Annotated in this window: 16 protein-coding genes and 6 tRNA genes; 8 read left to right on the top strand and 14 right to left on the bottom strand. The window is 59.6% G+C overall.

Annotated elements, in window-relative coordinates:
• Positions 1 to 430 precede the first annotated feature (430 nt).
• On the top strand, positions 431 to 3,298 hold the full coding sequence (rapA, locus tag AB5Y84_RS00910; protein ID WP_368176184.1) for an RNA polymerase-associated protein RapA: 2,868 nt from the start codon (positions 431 to 433) through the stop codon (positions 3,296 to 3,298).
• A gap of 115 nt (positions 3,299 to 3,413) precedes the next feature.
• Positions 3,414 to 4,070, top strand: a complete 657-nt coding sequence (gene rluA / locus AB5Y84_RS00905) for a bifunctional tRNA pseudouridine(32) synthase/23S rRNA pseudouridine(746) synthase RluA (RefSeq protein WP_127006171.1) — start codon at positions 3,414 to 3,416, stop codon at positions 4,068 to 4,070.
• Between the two features lie 60 nt (positions 4,071 to 4,130).
• On the opposite strand, the gene AB5Y84_RS00900 is transcribed toward rluA, so the two are convergent.
• From AB5Y84_RS00900 to treR, 5 genes are all read right to left on the bottom strand, one after another.
• The gene (locus AB5Y84_RS00900) at positions 4,131 to 4,319 is read right to left on the bottom strand and encodes a hypothetical protein (protein ID WP_005336040.1); all 189 of its coding nucleotides are present in this window, start codon (positions 4,317 to 4,319) and stop codon (positions 4,131 to 4,133) included.
• Between the two features lie 120 nt (positions 4,320 to 4,439).
• Entirely contained in the window at positions 4,440 to 5,063 is a 624-nt protein-coding gene (locus AB5Y84_RS00895; RefSeq protein ID WP_368176183.1) for a sugar O-acetyltransferase, read from the bottom strand.
• A gap of 3 nt (positions 5,064 to 5,066) precedes the next feature.
• The gene (treC, locus tag AB5Y84_RS00890) at positions 5,067 to 6,728 is read right to left on the bottom strand and encodes an alpha,alpha-phosphotrehalase (RefSeq protein ID WP_368176182.1); all 1,662 of its coding nucleotides are present in this window, start codon (positions 6,726 to 6,728) and stop codon (positions 5,067 to 5,069) included.
• Between the two features lie 66 nt (positions 6,729 to 6,794).
• Entirely contained in the window at positions 6,795 to 8,225 is a 1,431-nt protein-coding gene (gene treB, locus AB5Y84_RS00885; RefSeq protein WP_167567821.1) for a PTS trehalose transporter subunit IIBC, read from the bottom strand.
• 192 nt (positions 8,226 to 8,417) lie between these two features.
• Positions 8,418 to 9,365 carry a trehalose operon repressor TreR gene (treR, locus tag AB5Y84_RS00880; protein WP_236320039.1) on the bottom strand — a complete coding sequence of 316 codons (948 nt, stop codon included), beginning with the start codon at positions 9,363 to 9,365 and terminating at the stop codon, positions 8,418 to 8,420.
• A gap of 137 nt (positions 9,366 to 9,502) precedes the next feature.
• On the opposite strand from treR, the gene AB5Y84_RS00875 reads away from it, so the two are divergent.
• From AB5Y84_RS00875 to pbpG, 6 genes are all read left to right on the top strand, one after another.
• Entirely contained in the window at positions 9,503 to 10,453 is a 951-nt protein-coding gene (locus AB5Y84_RS00875; protein WP_368176181.1) for an AEC family transporter, read from the top strand.
• Between the two features lie 62 nt (positions 10,454 to 10,515).
• A complete protein-coding gene (locus tag AB5Y84_RS00870) occupies positions 10,516 to 10,710 on the top strand; it encodes a heavy-metal-associated domain-containing protein (protein WP_005357810.1) in 195 nt (64 codons plus the stop codon).
• A gap of 130 nt (positions 10,711 to 10,840) precedes the next feature.
• Positions 10,841 to 11,899: an L-asparaginase 2 gene (gene ansB, locus AB5Y84_RS00865; RefSeq protein WP_368176180.1), complete on the top strand. Its 1,059-nt coding sequence runs from the start codon at positions 10,841 to 10,843 to the stop codon at positions 11,897 to 11,899.
• A 243-nt stretch (positions 11,900 to 12,142) separates the two neighbouring features.
• Complete coding sequence (locus AB5Y84_RS00860; RefSeq protein WP_040069001.1) at positions 12,143 to 13,435, top strand: hemolysin family protein; 1,293 nt, start codon at positions 12,143 to 12,145, stop codon at positions 13,433 to 13,435.
• 18 nt (positions 13,436 to 13,453) lie between these two features.
• A complete protein-coding gene (locus AB5Y84_RS00855; RefSeq protein WP_005343012.1) occupies positions 13,454 to 14,119 on the top strand; it encodes a DedA family protein in 666 nt (221 codons plus the stop codon).
• A 159-nt stretch (positions 14,120 to 14,278) separates the two neighbouring features.
• Entirely contained in the window at positions 14,279 to 15,106 is an 828-nt protein-coding gene (gene pbpG / locus AB5Y84_RS00850) for a D-alanyl-D-alanine endopeptidase (protein WP_201995869.1), read from the top strand.
• Positions 15,107 to 15,439: 333 nt separating this feature from the next.
• Here pbpG and AB5Y84_RS00845 read toward each other — a convergent pair.
• The 9 genes from AB5Y84_RS00845 to alaS all read right to left on the bottom strand — a co-directional run bounded on the left by AB5Y84_RS00845 (position 15,440) and on the right by alaS (position 20,486).
• A tRNA-Arg gene (locus AB5Y84_RS00845) sits at positions 15,440 to 15,516 on the bottom strand.
• 27 nt (positions 15,517 to 15,543) lie between these two features.
• Positions 15,544 to 15,620: transfer RNA gene (locus AB5Y84_RS00840), tRNA-Arg, on the bottom strand.
• Between the two features lie 28 nt (positions 15,621 to 15,648).
• Positions 15,649 to 15,725, bottom strand: a tRNA-Arg gene (locus tag AB5Y84_RS00835).
• A 25-nt stretch (positions 15,726 to 15,750) separates the two neighbouring features.
• A tRNA-Arg gene (locus AB5Y84_RS00830) sits at positions 15,751 to 15,827 on the bottom strand.
• A 100-nt stretch (positions 15,828 to 15,927) separates the two neighbouring features.
• A tRNA-Arg gene (locus AB5Y84_RS00825) sits at positions 15,928 to 16,004 on the bottom strand.
• Between the two features lie 3 nt (positions 16,005 to 16,007).
• Positions 16,008 to 16,100, bottom strand: a tRNA-Ser gene (locus tag AB5Y84_RS00820).
• 214 nt (positions 16,101 to 16,314) lie between these two features.
• The gene (csrA, locus tag AB5Y84_RS00815) at positions 16,315 to 16,503 is read right to left on the bottom strand and encodes a carbon storage regulator CsrA (protein ID WP_005336053.1); all 189 of its coding nucleotides are present in this window, start codon (positions 16,501 to 16,503) and stop codon (positions 16,315 to 16,317) included.
• Between the two features lie 103 nt (positions 16,504 to 16,606).
• Positions 16,607 to 17,845, bottom strand: coding sequence for an aspartate kinase (locus tag AB5Y84_RS00810; protein WP_111809428.1), 1,239 nt, complete (start codon positions 17,843 to 17,845; stop codon positions 16,607 to 16,609).
• Between the two features lie 16 nt (positions 17,846 to 17,861).
• Positions 17,862 to 20,486, bottom strand: a complete 2,625-nt coding sequence (gene alaS, locus AB5Y84_RS00805; RefSeq protein ID WP_005343004.1) for an alanine--tRNA ligase — start codon at positions 20,484 to 20,486, stop codon at positions 17,862 to 17,864.
• Positions 20,487 to 20,491: the final 5 nt, after the last annotated feature.

The following is a 20,491-nucleotide window of genomic DNA, read 5'->3' as shown; positions in this document are numbered from 1 at the left end:
TGTTAAAGAGCGTCACGCTTGTCGCGTTGAGGAGGCGCATAATACGCTTCTCACTTCGAAAGTCAAGCGATTGTTTTCGCTTTTCTTTCGGCGCCGGCTTCACAAGGAAGCTGGCTCATCAGTTCGGCGTGTTCCGCCGTGCTGGTAGGGGCGCATTATAGGGATCTGAATCACGCTTGCAAGGGTGTTTTCGAATTAAATTCGCATTTTTGGTTCAACCGTTCACTAATCACCCAAAAAGCGCATTTATCCTGCAATAACACACCCGTTTGGCGAGCTCGCTATCCTCTAGATGGCGTGGCGGTGGTAGCAGATCAAGGTTGTGGCGATTTGGTCTCTCTACATCTATATGCATGGTGATCGAGGTCACGCCTTCGGGTAACATAGCGCCCCTTTGCGATTCACACACTCTTGGGCTTTGGAGAGTTTAATGCCTTTTGCACTTGGCCAGCGTTGGATTAGTGATACAGAGACGGATCTGGGGTTGGGGACTGTCGTTGCTGTTGAAGGACGCATGGTTACCCTGTTGTTTCCGGCTACCGGTGAAAACCGCATGTATGCCAAAGAAGAGGCGCCGGTCACCCGGGTCAGCTTCAATGTGGGCGATCAGATCACCAGTCACGAAGACTGGACCATGACGGTCGAAGAAGTGCAGGAGAAAGACGGCCTGCTTATATATGTAGGTGTGCGCACCGACAATGATGAGCCCGTTGCCCTCAAGGAAGTGTTTCTCAACAACTTTATCAAGTTCAACAAGCCGCAGGATCGCCTGTTCGCCGGTCAGATTGACCGGATGTCCCGCTTTACCTTGCGCTACGAGGCGCTGGTCAACCAGCACCAGCGTCGTCGCAACCCGACTCGCGGTCTGGCCGGTGGCCGGGTCAGCCTGATCCCGCACCAGCTCTATATTGCCCATGAAGTGGGTCACCGCTACGCTCCGCGCGTACTGCTGGCCGATGAGGTGGGTCTGGGCAAGACCATCGAAGCGGGCATGATCATTCATCAGCAGCTGCTCTCCGGCCGCGCCCATCGGGTGCTTATTCTGCTGCCCGAAACCTTGCAGCACCAATGGCTGGTCGAGATGTTGCGCCGCTTCAATCTGCACTTCTCCCTGTTTGACGAGGAGCGCTGCATCGAGGCGTTTGCCGATGCGGAGAACCCCTTCGAGACCGAACAGCTGGTGATCTGCAGCCTCGACTTCCTGCGCAAGAAGCGTCGTCGCTTCGAGCAGGTGCTGGAAGCCGAGTGGGATCTGCTGGTTGTCGACGAAGCCCACCATCTGGAGTGGAGTGAAGAGGCGCCGAGCCGCGCCTATGAGATGGTGGAAGCGCTGGCCGAACAGGTGCCGGGCGTGCTGCTGCTGACCGCCACCCCGGATCAGCTGGGCCACCAGAGCCACTTTGCCCGTCTGCGCCTGCTCGATCCCGAGCGTTTCTACGACTACGAGGCCTTCCTCGCCGAGGAGCAGGCCTATGGTCAGGTCGCGAGCGCCGCGCAAGAGCTGCTGGATGGCGAGACCCTGAGCGATGAAGCCAGACAGATCCTCGCCAGCCAGCTGGAAGGGCTGGACTTGAGCGATGCGACTGCACGCCAGCAGGCGGTCGCCAAGCTGCTGGATCAGCATGGCACCGGCCGGGTACTGTTCCGCAACAGCCGCGCCAATATTCAGGGCTTCCCCGAGCGTCACCTCAACGTCTACCCCATGCCGCTGCCGGAGCAGTACAAGACTGCCATCAAGGTGATGGGCATGATGGGTGGCAACGGTGGCGATCTGCAGACCCGTGCCCTGCGCTACCTCTATCCCGAGAAGATCTTCCAGCAGTTCGAAGGCGACAACGCAACCTGGACCCAGTTCGACCCGCGCGTAGAATGGTTGCTGGAGCTGCTGCTCTCAGCCCGCCAGCAGAAGGTGCTGGTGATCTGCTCCGAAGCGGCGACCGCCATCGCGCTGGAAGAGGCGCTGCGTACCCGTGAAGGGATCCGTGGAGCAGTGTTCCACGAAGGGATGTCGATCCTCGAGCGGGACAAGGCCTCCGCCTATTTCGCCCAGCAAGAGGGTGGCGCCCAGGTGCTGCTCTGCTCCGAGATCGGCTCAGAAGGGCGCAACTTCCAGTTTGCCAGCCATCTGGTGCTGTTCGATCTGCCCCTCAACCCGGATCTGCTGGAACAGCGGATCGGCCGACTGGATCGTATCGGTCAGCAGAATACCGTCGAGATCCACGTTCCCTATCTGGAAGGGACTGCCCAGCGCGCCCTGCAGCTCTGGTATCACGATGGTCTGGACGCGTTCGAGCAGACCTGCCCGACTGCCCGCCCGGTATTCGAAGCGGTACGTGAAGAGCTGTTCGAGCTGCTGGCCGCCAACACCGGCGATCAGGCTGCCCTCGACGCCCTGCTGATCAAGACCCGCGAACTGCACGAGCCGCTCAAGGCCCGACTGGAGCAGGGTCGCGATCGCCTGCTGGAGATCCACTCCAGCGGTGGCGCCGCCGCCCAGCAGCTGGTCGACAAGCTGGCCGCCGAAGATGACGACACTGGTATGATCTCCTTCGCTCTCAAGATGTTCGACGAGATCGGCGTCAATCAAGATGACCGTGGCGAGAATGCGCTGGTACTGACTCCCGGGGATCATATGCTGGTCTCCAGCTTCCCGGGCCTGCCGCAAGACGGCATGACCATCACCTTCGATCGCAATACCGCCCTGTCGCGGGATGACATGGCGCTGCTCTCCTGGGATCACCCCATGATGCGCGGCGGTATCGACCTGATCCTGGGCTCCGAGATCGGTGCCACCTCGGTCGCACTGCTCAAGAACAAGGCGCTGCCCATCGGCTCCATCCTGCTTGAGCTGATCTTCGTTGCCGAGTCTGCGGCCCATCCCCAGCTCTACCGCTTCATGCCGCCGACGCCGATCCGTCTGCTGATGGACAAGAACGGCCAGAATCTGGGTGAGAAAGTGGCGTTCGATGCCTTCAACCGCCAGCTGACGCCGGTCAATCGCCACCTCGGCAGCAAGCTCGTGACTGCATCCCAGCCGGTGATCCACGGTCTGATTGGCAAGGGGCAAGCCATTGCCGAAGAGCTGAAAGCCGGGATTGTCGACAAAGCCCGTGCCCAGATGGCGCAGACCCTGCAGCAGGATCTGGATCGTTTGGAAGCGCTCAAGGCGGTCAACCCGAACGTGCGCGACAGCGAGCTGGATTATCTGCGCAATCTGCAGGCAGAATTGCACCACCTGATCGATCAGACCCAACTCAAGCTGGATGCCATCCGCTTTATCGTGGTCACCCATAACTGACAAGGTACCGACCGACAGCGGCCAGACCCAGCTCAAACTGGATACCCAAGGCCGCTTTGTCGTGGTTACCCATAACTGATGGGGGCTTGCCCCCACCTTCTGATGCGAGACATTTATGTTTGAATACTCACCGCCTCTGGAACCCTGGCTCGATATCCTGTTCAAGGACAAGGACATCATGGTGGTCAACAAGCCCACTGGCCTGCTAAGCGTCCCCGGGCGCGGCCCCGAGAATGAAGACAGCGTCCTGCATCGGGTCAAACAGCAGCACCCCAAGGCGGCGGCAGCTCATCGCCTCGACATGTCCACCACAGGCGTCATTGTCATTCCCCTCAATCCCAACTCTCATCGGGAGCTGAGTCGGCAATTTCGCGAGCGGGAGACCGAGAAGCACTACCTCGCCTGGGTGTGGGGCGAGCCGGAAGCAGAGTTGGGACAGGTTGACCTGCCGCTCTGCGTCGACTGGCCCAACCGCCCGAAGCAAAAGGTGGATCACGAGGAGGGGCGTCACGCCCTGACCCTGTGGCAGAAACTGAAAGTGGAGAACGGCAACAGCCTGATCAAGCTGACTCCCATCACAGGTCGCTCGCACCAGTTGCGCGTCCATATGCTGGAGCTGGGGCATCCGATCCTGGGTGACAACCTCTACGCCCATCCGGATGCGCTGGCGGCGGCGCCCCATCTCTACCTGCATGCGGCCATGCTGACTATCAGCCACCCTCGCAGTGGCGAGCGGATGACCTTCGAGGCGCCTGCTCCTTTCCCGGTCTGATCCCGCAAATCGCAGAGATAAAAAAGCCCCCATCGCAAGATGGGGGCTTTTTCATTAGGGTCAGACGCGAATATCGATCTTGCTTCCCAGAGAAGCGCTGGCCGATGTCGGTGCAACCGGCGCTGATTGCGCTGCGTTTTGCAGCAGCTTCAGCGCAGCTTCGCCCTCTTGGGTCTGCTGTTTCTTGGCCAGGCTGGCCGTCATCAGAGCAGAACCAAACGACGCATTTGCAGAACTTGATATATCCATAGGGTTCCTCCTGCACTCAACAGTATCGGCCAAGCGGCCCCGAACATAAGCACTGAATGCAAAACAATCTGAAAGTCGCTTTTCTATCAGTCAGATAGCAATTGCATTCATGGCCCCTGCTCACCGCTGGATGACGCCTTCAAGCTCCTGTGCCGTCATCGGCCGAAGCACCTTGCAAGGGTTGCCAGCCGCCACCACGTTGGCGGGCACATCTTTGGTCACCACCGAACCGGCACCGATGACGCTGTTGTCACCGATAGTGACACCGGGACAGATAACCGTGCTGCCGCCAATCCAGACGTTGTGACCGATCCGTACAGGCTTGCCGAACTCGACACCCTTGATACGTGGCGCCACCGCCACCGGATGAGCGGCGGTGTAGATCTGCACCCCGGGCGCCAGCAGCACGTTGTCGCCGATGTGCACCTCGCAGACGTCGAGGATGGTGCAATTCACGTTGGCGTAGAAGTTCTCGCCGACGAAGATATTGGCGCCATAGTCGCAGAAGAACGGCGGATTGATGGCACACTCCTGGCCGCGGCTACCGAGCAGCTCGTGCAGCAAAGCATCCTGCGCCGGTTTCTCCTGCCAGCTGGTGTTGAAGGTGTGATAGAGCTTGCGGCAGCGCTCACGTGCCGCTTTGAGCTCGGGATCGCCCGCATCATAGGGATCACCGGCCACCATCTTCTGCCACTCGGCACCACGCGCATGCAGCTGTTCAGCTGCAACCATTTCCTCGCTCATCCACTACTCCATCAGCCAGATCAGGGATTCATAAGGGCGCAGCATACCCGATTGCGGTTGGGCCGGGCTATCCGGGTAGTTGCCGAGCAGCAGCCGACCTTGCCCACTTTGCAGCTCGGCAGGCAAGGCAAACTCCACCGGCTCGCCGTAGAAGTTGCTCACCACCAGCAGGGTCTGACCGTTGGCACGGCGGGCATAGGCCCAGATCTGCGGGTGCCCCGTCAGCAGCTCCTGATAATCCCCCTGAGTGAAGATGGGGTGCGCCTTGCGAATGGCGATGAGATCCCGATAGTGCCAGAACACCGAGTGCTGGTCGGCCAGCGCCGCCTCGGCGTTGATCTCGGGATAGTTGGCGGCAGGCTTGAGCCAGGGCGTCCCGCTGGTGAAACCTGCATTGGCCGCTGCGCTCCATTGCATCGGCGTGCGCGAGTTGTCGCGGGACTTGGCGCCGAGAATGGCGAGGATCTCGGCCTCGCTCATCCCTTCCGCCTGCTTGATGGCGAAGATGTTGCGGCTCTCCACATCCTGATAGTCATCGATGTGCTGATAGCCGGGGTTGGTCATGCCGATCTCCTCCCCCTGATAGATGTAGGGGGTGCCTTGCAGGCCGTGCAGCGTACTGGCCAGCATCTTGGCGGCCACCACCCTATGCTCACCCTCGTCACCGAAACGGGAAACGATGCGCGGTTGGTCGTGATTGCACCAGAATAGCGCCGACCACCCCTTGCCATGCATGCCGCTCTGCCAGTGGTTGAAGATGCGCTTGAGTTCGAGGAAATCGAACGGCGCCTTGGTCCACTTGTCGCCGTTGGGGTAATCCACCTTGAGGTGGTGGAAGTTGAACACCATGGAGAGCTCTGAGCCGTCCAGCGCGCCGTAACGCTGGCAGTGTTCCAGACTGGTGGAGGACATCTCCCCCACCGTCATGGCGCCGACAGGGGCAAACACCTCGCGGCTCACGTCCTGCAAGAACTCGTGAATACGCGGCCCGTCGGTATAGAAGCGGCGGCCATCGCCAATCTCGTCGTTCGGGAACGCCTGATCCTTGGAGATAAGGTTGATGACGTCGAGGCGGAAACCATCCACCCCCTTGTTCGCCCAGAAGTGGATGATCTTTTTCACCTCGGCGCGCACCGCCGGATTTTCCCAGTTGAGATCCGCCTGCTCGCGGGCAAACAGGTGCAGGTAGTACTGACCGGTGGCTGCATCCAGCTCCCAGGCGCTGCCACCAAACTTGGATTGCCAATTGTTGGGCACGCCGCCATCTACCGGATCCCGCCAGATGTAGTAGTCGCGGTAGGGGCTGTTCTTGTTCCCCAGTGCCGACTTGAACCAGGTGTGCTCGGTGGAGGTGTGGTTCACTACTATATCCATCACGATGCGGATATCGCGCGCGTGGGCGGCGGCCAGCAGCGCCTCGAAATCATCCATGGTGCCGTAGGCAGGGTCGATGGCGTAGTAATCGGCGATGTCGTAGCCGTTGTCCACCTGCGGGGAGACGTAGACAGGGGTCAGCCAGAGGGCGTCAACGCCTAGGGTCTTGAGATAGTCGAGGCGGGCCATGATCCCCTTGAGATCTCCGGTGCCACGGGCGCCGGAATCCTGAAAGCTCTTGGGGTAAATCTGGTAAATCACGGCACTCTGCCACCAGGGTGTTTGGCTCATGGGTCTTTCTCTTGTCTCGAATAGAAAATGGAGAGGGCGACCCACGGGTCGCCCTGATAATCAGTGTCAGGCGCTGGCTTGGGCCAACTTGCCTGCGGCTTGCTGGCGCTTGTAGACCAGCAGGGTCAGCACCACAGGCACCACGATGGCGACCAGCATGGCGATGGCGAACACAGCCCAGTATTGCGGCTGGATGGAGAGGATGCCGGGCAGGCCGCCTACCCCGATGCCGTTGGCCATTACCCCGGCAAAGCCACAAATGAGGGCGGCAAGGCTGGAGCCCACCATGGCGCACAGCATGGGGAACTTGTACTTGAGGTTGATACCGTACATGGCCGGTTCGGTAACCCCGAGGTAGGCGGAGATGGCGGCAGGCACCGAGATCTCCCGTTCGTTCTCCTTGCGGCTAATCAGAATGATGCCGACGACCGCAGAAGCCTGAGCGATGTTGGAGAGGGCGATCAGCGGCCAGATCGGGGTGCCGCCCATGCTCTGCATCAGTTGCAGATCCACTGCGTTGGTGGTGTGGTGGATGCCGGTGATGACCAGCGGTGCGTAGAGGAAACCGAACAGGGCAGCGCCGATGGGAGCAAAGGATCCGGTCATGGCAGCCTTGGCAGCGAAGCCGACACCGTCACCAATCCAGCGGCCGAACGGGCCGATAAAGGCGTGAGCCACGATCACCGCCAGCAGCAGCGAGACAAACGGCACAATCACCAGATAGAGGTAAGCCGGAATGATCCGCTTGAGGTTGGTCTCAACCCAAGCCAGGAAGACACCCGCCAGCAGCGCCGGAATGACCTGGGCCTGATAACCTACCTTCTGGATCACGAACAGGCCGAAGTCCCACACCTCGGGAGTCTGCTGACCAATGCCGTAGGCATTCATCAACTGCGGTGACACCAGCGTCACCCCCAGCACGATACCTAGGATCTCGGAGCCGCCCATCTTCTTCACTGCAGACCAGCAGACGCCGACCGGCAGGAAGTGGAAAATAGCCTCGCCCAGCAGCCAGAGGAAGGCGTGCACCTGAGCCCAGAACTGGCTGATCTCGGTGAGAGTGTGAGTGCCATCGTCGAACATCTTGATGTCGCCGATGACGTTGCGAAAGCCCAGGATCAGACCACCGGTGATGATGGCGGGCAGCAGCGGAACGAAGATCTCCGCCAGATGGGAGATACCCCGCTCCAGCGGGTTCATGTTCTGGCGCGCCGCCTGCTTGGCGGTCTCCTTGCTGCCACCGCTGACGCCGAGCTCTTCGGTCAGCGCCTTGTACCACTGCTCTACCTCGTTGCCGATCACCACCTGGAACTGACCGCCCTGGGTGAAGCTTCCCTTCACTGCCGGAATGGTTTCGATGGCCTTGCTGTCGGCCTTGGCCGGATCATTCAGGACGAAGCGCAACCGGGTCAGGCAGTGGCTGACGGTGGCGATGTTCTCCTTGCCGCCGATCTTGTCGATCAGGGTGGCAAGCTGCTGTGCGTTGATCTTGGACATGGGTCTTCCCTCTGTGACGCCATTGAATAGTGGTCTGTATCGCCCTTTTGAGCCAGTCTGTCGGCCGGAGCGTTTTTGGTATCGTTCCCATTTAGCATGCCGACAATCTGGTCAGATCGAAATGGGAACGTTCCCAATTCGTGGCCAGCGTCACAAAAAGCGCACTTTTTGTTCAGTCGGAAGTGATGGGGCTCACAGGGTTCGGCAGGGGGCGATTGTCACCAACGGAGGCTGAGCCTGCTCAATCTGGCCGAGCAGCTGACGCGCCGCCTGCTCCCCCGCCCCTTTGTAACCAAGATCGAGACTGAGGGCGTTGGGGAAGAGGAAGCTGAGCATGGGGTTGTTGCCAAGGCCGGTCACCAGCACCTCGCTACGCCCTTGTTCTTGAAGGTATTTTGCTGCACCGATGGCGAGGGTATCGCTGGCGCAGACCAACGCCTGGGTGGAGGGGGTAAGCAGCTCGGCCGCCAGCCGGTAGCCGCTCTGCAGGCTGAGATCGCCGAGGGCGCTGCGCGGGCGCAACCCCTGCTCTGCGCAGTAAGCGAGATAAGCATCTAGGCGGCGCTGGCCGGTGGTGAGATCCGAGGCATCCACCCCCAGATAAGCGATGTCGCGGGCGCCACGGCTTGCCAGTTGCGCCAGCATGGTGCGTACCGCACCGGCGTCGTCGAAGCAGACCGAGGAGAAACCGGGATATTCACGAGCGACCAGCACCAGCTTCTCTTTCAGCGGCGCCATGGCGGCATAGTCCAAGTTATTGAAGGCGAACAGGATAATGCCATCCACCCCGCGCCGCTCCAGCACCGCCAGATGCTCCTGTACCTTGGCCGGGGAGAACTTGCTCTCCATCAGCACAGCATCGTAGCCGCGCTGATAGAGGGTCTCCAGCATGCCGCGCACCGCCTGATTCTCCGAGCTGGAGTCGAGCCGCGAGACGATGATCCCCACCACCTGCTGGCTCTGGCTGCGCATGGCCCGCGCCGACTTGCTCGGCACGAAGCCATGTTCGGCGATGATCTGCTCCACCCGCTCGCGGGTCTCCTGCTTCACCTTGGGATCCTGATTAAGCACCCGGGAGACGGTCGACTTGCCGACGCCACTCAGTCTGGCGATATCGAGGATGGTCAGTTTCTTGTCCATGAATTGGCTCACAGGAGGCTAGGCGGTGGAATTGCCCACATTGTTGTGATTAACCCCTGTGAATACAAGCCCATGGCGTTAGAATGCCCTTTTTGCCCCGCCGTCAGGGTGTGTGGGCACAACACAGGACGCCCATCATGGATCTGCTGGCCAGTCTGCTCTTCTCCCTCTCCATCACAGGCCCCATCTGCGTGGTGCTGCTGCTCGGCATCTTGCTCAAGCGGTTGGGGCTGCTGCCGGATCCCTTTACCGAATCCGCCTCGCGACTGGTGTTTCAGGTCACCCTGCCCGCTCTGCTCTTTCTCAGTATTCTGGGTACCAACTTCGCCACCATGCCGAGCCTCTGGTTTATCGGCTATGGCCTGCTCGCCACCGGTATCAGCTATCTGGTGCTGGAGCTGCTGGCCGGGCGTTTTATCGGGGAGCAGCGGCTGCGCGGGATCTTCGTGCAGGGGAGCTTTCGCGGCAACAGCGCCATTATCGGGCTCGCCTATGTGCAAAACGCCTATGGCCACGAAGGGTTGGGGGCGGCGGCCTTCTATGTCGGCGCTGTGACTGTGCTCTACAACATTCTCGCGGTGATCACCCTCACCCGCAGTCTCGGCGGCGCCACCGGCATTCGCCCCATCCTGCTCGGCATCATCAAGAATCCGCTGATCATCGCCATTGTGGCAGCGCTGCCGTTTACCCTGCTCGGTATCAAGATGCCGCAACTGCTGCTCACCACCGGTAGCTACTTCGCCAACATGACGTTGCCGCTGGCGCTGCTCTGCACCGGCGCCTCCCTCAGCCTGGATGCTCTGCGTGGTGGTGCAGCCATTGCGGGCTGGGCCAGCATCATGCGGCTCTGTCTCATTCCGGCTGCGTTCACTCTTGGGGCGGCCCTGCTCGGCTTCAGCCATCTGGAGCTGGGCATTCTGTTTCTCATCAGCGCCACCCCGACTGCCGCCGCCAGCTATGTGATGACCCGCGCCATGGGGGGCGACAGCGTGCTGGCCGCAAACATCATCGCCACTACCACCCTCGGTTCGCTGGTCACTACCAGCCTCGGGGCGACTCTGATGAACTACCTAGGGTTGATGTACTAACGGCTTGACCTTGCCGGAGGCGGCAGCTTTAGGCTGGCGCCCATCAACAGAGGAGATATTCCATGACCATCGAACTCACCGTGTCCGGCATGTCCTGTGGTGGCTGCGCCGCCAGTCTGCAAAAAGCGCTGCTGGCCCAGCCTGCGGTCACCACCGCAACCGTCGATTTCGCCAGCAGCAAGGCCGTCATTGAGAGCGAGCTGAGCAAGGCCGAGCTGATCGCCCTGATCGAAGCCAAGGGTTTCTCTGCGAGTTAAATTATCTCCATAGAGGTATAAAACAGGTTAAAAATCTGTACTCACCTGTCTTTTGGTGAGTTTTATCACAGACCCGGGTTATTAAACGGGCAAACTTGCTGCGATTATTCCAACCATAAGGATTTGCAGCATGACCCTACCGATCCGCAAGACCCTGCTCGCCGCCGTCGTCGGCCTGACCCTCTCCCCCATGGCAATGGCCCTGCCCAACGTCCATATTCTGGCAACCGGCGGCACCATTGCCGGATCTGGCCAGTCGGCTACCCAGTCCAACTACGAGGCTGGCAAGGTAGCCATCGAGACGCTGATCGCTGCCGTGCCCGAGATGAAAAACGTGGCCGACGTGCAGGGTGAGCAGGTGGTGAAGATCGGCTCCCAGGACATGAACGACGAGGTGTGGCTCAAGCTGGCCAAACGGGTCAACGAGCTGCTGGCCAAGGATGACGTGGATGGCATTGTCATCACCCACGGCACCGACACCATGGAAGAGACCGCCTACTTCCTCAATCTGACTGTCAAGAGCGACAAGCCGGTGGTACTGGTTGGCGCCATGCGCCCCTCCACCGCCATGAGTGCCGATGGCCCGCTCAACCTCTACAACGCCGTGGTGACAGCCTCCGACCCCGCCTCCAAGGGACGTGGCGTGATGGTGGCGATGAACGACACCGTGCTGGATGCCCGCGACGTCACCAAGACCAACACCACCGGGGTGCAGACCTTCGCCTCCCCCAACTTCGGCCCGCTGGGTTACATCCACAACGGCAAGATCGACTATCAGCGCAGCCCGGCCCGTCTGCACACCAGCAAGACGCCGTTTGACGTGAGCAAGCTCGACAAGCTGCCGCAAGTGGGCATCGTCTACAGCTACGCCAACGCCACCGACTTGCCGGCCAAGGCGATGGTGGATGCCAAGTTCGACGGCATCGTCAGCGCCGGGGTGGGTAACGGCAATCTCTACCACACCCTGTTCGATACCCTGGCCAAGGCGAGCAAGGATGGTATCCGCGTGGTGCGTTCCGCCCGCGTACCGACCGGCGCCACCACCCTGGATGCCGAGATCGATGATGCCAAGTACGGCTTCGTGGCCTCCGGCACTCTCAACCCGCAGAAAGCGCGGGTGCTGCTGATGCTCTCCCTGACCCAGAGCAAAGACCCGGCCCAGATCCAGCGCTGGTTCCAGCAGTTCTGACAACGGTTGCCTGACAAGTGACAAGCAAGGGCGGGACTTCCCGCCCTTTTCACTCCTGCAATGCCACCTCGCCCATTACGCCGTTTTGCGGGGTCGTCCCTCTCTTTTCCGGCCATCTTTTTCAGCCATCGCAAAGCGCTGTCATCAAATTAGCGAGCCGGATCACCCGCTTTCACAAGCGCATCGCCGCCAAATTCATTACACTGCCAGCGATCTTATCCACTCAAGGAGTGCTGTTGCTGTATGGAAATATTGATCCTGCTGGGATTGATTTTGCTTAATGGCGTCTTCGCCATGTCAGAAATCGCCATCGTCACCGCACGCAAGGCTCGCCTCGGCAAGCTTGCCTCTGAAGGCAACCGCTCCGCCGCCATTGCCCTCAAACTGGGCGAAGACCCGACCCATTTTCTCTCTGCCGTCCAAATCGGCATTACCAGCATCGGTCTGCTCAACGGTATCTACGGCGAATCCCTGCTGGCCCAGCCCTTCTCCCTCTGGTTGCAGGAGTGGGGGCTCCCGGCCAAGAGCAGTGGCCTGATCGCCACCGTCATAGTGGTGGTGGTGGTTACTTATCTCTCCATCGTGGTAGGGGAGCTGGTGCCCAAGCGGCTCGGCCAGCTCAATGCCGAGCGCATCGCCTGTCTGGTCGCGCGCCCCATGCACTGGCTCGCCACCCTGACCCGCCCCTTCGTCTGGCTGCTGTCGGCCTCTACCAATGCCAGCCTGCGGCTGCTGCGGGTCAACCAGAACGGCAGCGCCAACGTTACCGAGGAGGAGATCCACGCCATGCTGGTGGAAGGATCGGAAGCCGGGGTGATCGAGGATCATGAACACACCATGCTGCGCAACGTCTTCCGTCTCGACGAGCGCAGCCTCTCCTCCCTGATGGTGCCGCGCAGCGATATCCGCTATCTGGATCTGGCGCTGCCGCTGGAGACCAACCTGCAACGACTGGTGGAGTATCGCCACAGCTATTTTCCGGTCTGCGACGGCAACCTGTCAGAATTGGTGGGTATCATCAATGTCAGCAAGGTGCTGCACGCCTATATCAAGGGGGAGCCCATCGATCTGGCAGCCCTGACCCAGGAGGGCAGCTTGCTGCCCGAGACCCTCAACGGCGTCGAGCTGCTCAACCACTTCCGCACCCACAGCGAACAGATGGCGCTGGTGGTGGACGAATATGGCGAGTTGCAGGGACTGGTCACCCAGCAGGATCTGCTGGAGGCGCTGGCGGGGGATTTCCAGCAGGAGGATGGCGAGGACAACTGGGCATTCCGGCGCGCCGACGGCAGCTGGCTGCTCGATGGCCTGATCCCGTTGCCGGAGTTGAAGGACTGTCTGGAGCTGGTTCGTCTGCCAGAAGAAGAAAAACATCACTATCACACCCTCGGAGGGCTTATCATGCTGCTCCTTGGTCGTGTTCCACAAACCGGAGACCTGGTGACACTGGAACAGTGGCAACTGGAAATTGTTGACATGGATGGCCTGCGCATCGACAAGGTGCTCGCCATGCCCTTGACCGATCAACCCAGCTAACCTGCGGAGTTTGCAAGTATGGAGCAGTTTTACCAACTGGCTCACGCCTTTATGAATCACGATCTGAACACACTTTCCGATCCCAAGATGGCCTTCATGATCTGTGGTGTGATTCTGACGTTTCTGGTACTGGAAAACGGATTCATCCCTACCGCCTTTCTGCCCGGTGACAGCCTGCTGATCCTCACCGGCGTACTCATCTATCAGGATGTATTGTCTCTCGGGGTGATCCCGCTGTTGATCATGGCTACCTTTGTCGGCACCTGGCTCGGTTACATGCAGGGGCGCTTCCTTGGCCACACCCAGCTCTACCATCGGCTGATGTCCCACGTGGAAGAGCGACACCAACAGAAGGTCTACCACCTGCTGGACAAGTACGGGATCATCACCCTGATCACCGCGCGCTATATCGCCTTCGTACGCACCGCCTACCCCTACATCGTCGGTGCCACCGAGCTGCCCCAGGGGCGCTTCCTCATCGTCAATCTGATCAGCTCCATCATGTGGATCTGCCCGCTGGTCGGGTTTGGCTACTACCTGAGCCACACCAAGTTGGCAGCCGAATACCAGACCCAGTTCTTCAACATCATCATCTATCTGCCGGTGGCCCTGCTGGTGGGTGGCATGGTGGCGCTGGTCTGGCGCTGGATCAGCAAACGCAGGGCCGCGCAGCCGCGGGATTGACCCTTCGCCCAACGCCCGACCCGAAAGCCCTCGCCAGAGGGCTTTTTTGATCGCCAATTTTGCGCAAATAGCAGAAATAGTCCCGCTCGGCCCTTGTAAAGCCGGGGTAAAAATGAGTGAATCTAGCGCCTTTTTTTGGATGGGAATGGAGTCGGTTGTATGTGGTGTCGGATTCGCGCAGCAGCGCTGGTTGTCGGGTTGATGGGAATGCTGGGATTGCCTGCGGTCAGCGCGGCACCCAACCCAGCCAAACTGGAAGTACGCTCAAGCAGCGCCCTGGTCGTGGATGTAAAAACGGGCAAGACGCTCTACCAGAAGAATGCCACCAAGGTGCGTCCCATCGCCTCCCTCACCAAGCTGATGACAGCGCTGGTGGTGCTGGATGCCAAACAGAATCTCAACCAGACCATTACGGTCGACAAGAACGATCTGGATCGGGTCAAACACACTCATTCCCGCATCCGCATGGGCACCAAGGTGACCCGCCGTGACGCCCTGCATCTGGCGCTGATGTCCTCCGAAAACCGGATGGCCTCGGCACTGGCGCGTCACTATCCGGGCGGCCGCAGCGCCTTCGTGCGGGCCATGAACAACAAGGCCAGAGCGCTCGGAATGCGCAATACCCACTTCTACGACTCCACCGGCCTCTCCACCCGCAACGTCTCCACCGCCCGGGATCTCGGCAAGCTGGCCGCCGCCGCCTATCGTCAGCCGCTGATCCGTCAGTTCACTCAGGATGAGAACCGGGAGATGCGCTTCAGTGCCCCCGCCTACAGCCTGATGTTCAATAACACCAACCCGCTGGTGAAAAACCCGGATTGGGACGTACGCCTCTCCAAGACAGGTTTCACTGACGAAGCGGGGCGCTGTCTGGTGATGCGCGCCAAACCGGACAGCCGAGAACTCGCCATCGTGCTGCTCAACTCGGTGGGCAAACGCACCCCCATCGGCGATGCCAACCGCATTCGCAAATGGCTGAAAAGCTGAGTAAATATCTCAACACAAAAGGATGCTGCGGCATCCTTTTTTATTGTCCGCAAAACGCCTCTGCAGGCCTTGCAGGATGTCGGTTAGCAAACCCTGAGTGATGTGCTACGCGGCATCTGCCGTTGCAACAGCAGACATACAGCCCGCTTGCAGATGAGGCAAAGGCTTGTACCGTTCAGAAGAACGCGGCTCAATAACAGAAGAGGTATAAAAGAGGACAAGAACAGACAGGCAGGAGGGTGACCCGGCCGCCACAGCGCACGGGGATCCGCACCAAAATGCTAAATATCGCCCATAAAAAAACAGCCCCGACCGAAGTCGAGGCTGTCTGTATGGTGCGCCCGAGAGGATTCGAACCTCTGACCACCTGGTTCGTAGCCAGGTACTCTATCCAGCTGAGCTACGGGCGCTCATAAACTTTTGGTACTGCTTGAAAATGGTGCGCCCGAGAGGATTCGAACCTCTGACCACCTGGTTCGTAGCCAGGTACTCTATCCAGCTGAGCTACGGGCGCTCACAAACTTTGGGTACTGCTTAAAATATGGTGCGCCCGAGAGGATTCGAACCTCTGACCACCTGGTTCGTAGCCAGGTACTCTATCCAGCTGAGCTACGGGCGCTCATAAATCGTTGTGTCGTTTTAAATGGTGCGCCCGAGAGGATTCGAACCTCTGACCACCTGGTTCGTAGCCAGGTACTCTATCCAGCTGAGCTACGGGCGCCCTGTTTTAAAACGATAAAAAAAGCTTACTTATCAGTAAGCCTTTTCCAAAGTGTCGACTTGCTGATGGTCAACACGTGACTCTTGCTTGAGTCGTAATATGGTGCGCCCGAGAGGATTCGAACCTCTGACCACCTGGTTCGTAGCCAGGTACTCTATCCAGCTGAGCTACGGGCGCAAATGGCGGAGAAGGGGGGATTCGAACCCCCGATGCGGGTATAAGCCGCATACTCCCTTAGCAGGGGAGCGCCTTCAGCCTCTCGGCCACCTCTCCGTTTGCGGGGCTGATAATACTTCACAGGGATTTTTAGTCAAACACTTTTTTGGAGAAAAAAGTGCGTTCGCTCAGCATTTGGCCAAAGCGTGGAATATTCAAACAATATCGGCACTTATCCCGCAGTTTCGCGCCCTGCAGGGCGATTTCAGGGACCGAGAAAAAACAAAAGGCGACACATGAGGTGTCGCCTTGTCACAGCCATGAAAGTGGCTTAGAAGCCCGGTTGGCCCGGAACTTTCTCGGCCTGGATGCGCTGGTAGATCTCTTCGCGGTGTACGGAGACCTCTTTCGGCGCGTTAACACCGATACGGACCTGGTTGCCTTTAACGCCCAGTACGGTGACAGTCACTTCATCACCAATCATCAGGGTTTCCCCAACACGACGAGTCAAAATAAGCATTCGCTTGCTCCTGTATCCTGTTTTGTTTTTATATCGATATGCGACATTATCTAACAAAGATACCGATATGGTAAATGGTTGAAACTAAATCAATCAGAGATTGTTAGCCCAAGGGCTGCTCTTGCGGTGCCTGATCCAACCCGAAAGCCGCGTGCAGGGCTCGCACCGCCAGCTCCAGATACTTCTCGTCAATCACCACAGAGATTTTGATTTCAGAGGTCGAGATCAACTGCATGTTGATCCCCTCCTCGCCCAATACCTTGAACATGGTGCGCGCAACACCGGGATGGTTCCACATGCCGACACCGACAATGGAGACCTTGGCAATCTCGCCATTTCCCTGCACGCAGGAGGCGCCAAGTTCGGTGGCGGTCTCCTCCAACAGCGCCCGGGCGCGGCGATAATCGTCACGATTCACCGTGAAGGTGAAGTCAGCGGTGCCATCTCCCAAGGTGTTCTGCACAATCATGTCGACATCAATGTTGGCGTCGCTGATCGGATTCAGGATCTGCGCGGCAACGGTTGGTCTGTCCGGCACGCCCAGAATGGTCAGGCTGGCCTCGTTGCGGTTAAAAGCGATCCCGGATACCAGGGGAGCTTCCATCCTATCACCTCCATATGTGATTAAGGTTCCCTCTCCATCGATAAAGCTCGACAGCACCCGCAGCGGGACGCGGTACTTGCCCGCAAACTCCACCGAGCGGATCTGCAGCACCTTGGCGCCGAGACTGGCCATCTCCAGCATCTCCTCGAAGGTGATGGTGTCGAGACGACGCGCCTTGGGCTCGATGCGCGGATCCGTGGTGTATACCCCATCCACATCGGTAAAGATCTGGCACTCATCGGCCTTGATGGCCGCCGCCACAGCAACCGCCGTGGTATCCGAACCGCCGCGGCCCAGCGTCGTGATGGCGTTATGCTCGTCACGGCCCTGGAAACCGGCGATCACCACCACCTTGCCCGCAGCCAGTTCAGCCTGAACCAGCTCGGTGTCGATGTGGGTGATGCGCGCCTTGCCATAGGCGGAATCGGTATGAATCCGCACCTGATCACCGGTCATTGAGACCGCCGGGCAACCGCGTTTGTTCAACGCGATCGCCAGCAGCGCTATGGTGACCTGCTCACCGGTGGAGACCAGTACATCCATCTCCCGCCGGTTGGCATCAGGATCCAGTTGCTGGGCCATGCCCAGCAACCGGTTGGTTTCGCCCGACATGGCGGAGACAACCACCACCACGTCGTGTCCCTGGGCGCGGGTCTGCTCGACCCGCTCAGCTACCGCCTCGATCCGCTCCAGTGTGCCGACCGAGGTGCCGCCGTACTTCTGTACATAGAGTGCCACAGATCACCTCGCCCGATTACAGGCGCTCTTCCAGCCAGGAATGAACGGATTGCAGCGCTGCCGGCACCGCCTCAGGCTGGGTACCACCCGCCTGTGCCATGTCCGGACGGCCACCGCCCTTGCCACCCACCTGCTGGGCAACCAGATTGACCAGCTCACCGGCCTTGACCTTGCCGGTCAGGTCGTTGGTGACACCCGCGATCAGGTTGACCTTGCCATCGGCACAGGTGGCCAGCAGCACGACACCAGACTTCATCTGGTTCTTCAGCTCGTCCAGCATGCCGCGCAGGGATTTCGGATCGGCCCCTTCCAGCGCTGCAACCAGCACCTTCTGACCGTTGATCTCGATTACCTGGCCCAGCAGGTCGTTACCGGCCTGAGCGGCCAGCTTGGCCTTAAGCTGCTCCAGCTCGCGCTCCATCATCTTGGCCTTGTCCAGCATCTGGCGAACCTTGTCGGCGATGCAGAACTGGTCACCTTTCACCAGAGCGGCAGCCTCTTCGATCTGCTCGCCAACCTGATGCATGAAGTCGATGGCCGCTTTGCCGGTCACCGCTTCGATACGGCGCACGCCAGCTGCGATGCCGCTCTCGGCGATGATCTTGAAGAAGCCGATATCACCGGTGCGCTTGGCGTGAGTACCGCCGCACAGCTCGGTGGAGTAGTCGCCCATGCGCACAACACGCACGTCGTCTTCATATTTCTCACCAAACAGCGCCATGGCACCGGCGGACTTGGCCGCTTCCAGATCCATCAGCTGGGTGGTGATTTCGTGGTTGGCGCGGATCTGGTTGTTGACCAGCTCCTCGACCCGGCGAATGGTCGCCATGGTCAGCCCCTCGAAGTGGGAGAAGTCAAAGCGCATGCGCTCGGCCCCAACCAGAGAACCTTTCTGGGTGACATGTTCGCCCAGTGCCTGACGCAGGGCAGCGTGCAGCAGGTGAGTCACGGAGTGGTTCAGGGCGATGGCCTGACGACGATCGCCATCAACCACGGCTTCCACTTCGGCGCCCTTCTCCAGAGTGCCCAGCTCCATGTAGCCCTTGTGGATGATCGCCTTGCCCGCTTTCAGGGTGTCGGTCACGGCAAAGATACCGTCGTCCACTTTCAGGGTACCACTGTCGCCAATCTGGCCGCCGGACTCGGCGTAGAAGGGGGTCTCTTCCAGCACGATGACCGCTTCGTCACCGGCGATAAGACCGCTCACCTCTTCCACACCCTTGTAGATACCGACCACGCGAGTGCGCTCGGTCAGGGTCTTGTAACCGGTGAAGGGGGTCTCGAAGTCGAGCTTGAGCATCTCGTTGTAGTTCACGCCGAAGCTGGAGGCCTCTTTGGCGCGAGCACGCTGCTTCTCCATCTCAGCCTTGAAGCCCTCTTCATCGATGCCGATCTCGCGCTCGCGCACCACGTCGGCAGTCAGGTCGGCCGGGAAGCCGTAAGTGTCATAGAGCTTGAACACCACCTCGCCCGGAATAACCTTGGCATCACCCAAGTTGGCCAGAGCGTCTTCCAGCAGCAGCAGACCGCGATCCAGCGTGCGGACGAACTGCTCCTCTTCGATGCGCAGCACGCGCTCGACCAGCGGCAGCTGGGCGATCAGCTCGGCAGCGACATCCTTCATCTGCACTGCCAGCTCGGCAGCCAGTTTGTAGAAGAAGACATCGGTCGCGCCCAGCTTGCGACCGTGACGCACGGCGCGGCGGATAATGCGACGCAGCACATAGCCACGGCCTTCGTTGGACGGCATCACGCCATCTGCCACCAGGAAGGCGCAGGAACGGATGTGGTCAGCGATGACGCGCAGGGACTGGTTGCTCAGATCGGTGGTGCCGACAATCTCGGCCGCTTTCTTGATCAGCGCCTGGAAGATGTCGATTTCGTAGTTGGAGTGGACACCCTGCATGATGGCGGAGATACGCTCCAGACCCATGCCAGTATCCACGGACGGACGCGGCAGCGGCTCCATGGTGCCGTCAGCCTGACGGTTAAACTGCATGAAGACCACGTTCCAGATCTCGATGAAACGGTCACCATCCTCTTCCGGTGAGCCGGGACGGCCACCCCAGATGTGATCGCCGTGGTCATAGAAGATCTCGGTGCAAGGACCGCACGGGCCGGTATCGCCCATCGCCCAGAAGTTGTCGGAAGCGTAAGGGGCACCCTTGTTGTCACCGATGCGGACGATGCGATCGGCCGGGACACCGACCTCTTTTTCCCAGATATCGAAAGCTTCATCGTCAGTCGCGTAGACGGTCACCAGCAGGCGATCTTTCGGCAGCTGCAGCACCTCGGTCAGGAAGCCCCATGCAAACTTGATGGCATCCTGCTTGAAGTAGTCACCGAAGCTGAAGTTGCCCAGCATTTCAAAGAAGGTGTGGTGACGAGCGGTATAGCCGACGTTTTCCAGATCGTTGTGCTTACCACCGGCACGCACGCAACGCTGGGAAGTCGTCGCGCGATTGTAGGCACGCTTGTCTGCGCCAAGGAACACGTCCTTGAACTGGTTCATACCCGCGTTGGTAAACAACAGGGTCGGGTCGTTATGCGGTACCAGCGAGCTGGAGGAGACAACCTGGTGCCCCTGGGAACGGAAATACTCGAGAAACGCAGCGCGAATCTCTGACGTGGACATATACATGGAAA

The organism is Aeromonas sp. s11, assembly GCF_040907945.1.
Taxonomy (GTDB): domain Bacteria; phylum Pseudomonadota; class Gammaproteobacteria; order Enterobacterales; family Aeromonadaceae; genus Aeromonas; species Aeromonas veronii.
This window is presented reverse-complemented; position numbering and strand designations above follow the sequence as displayed.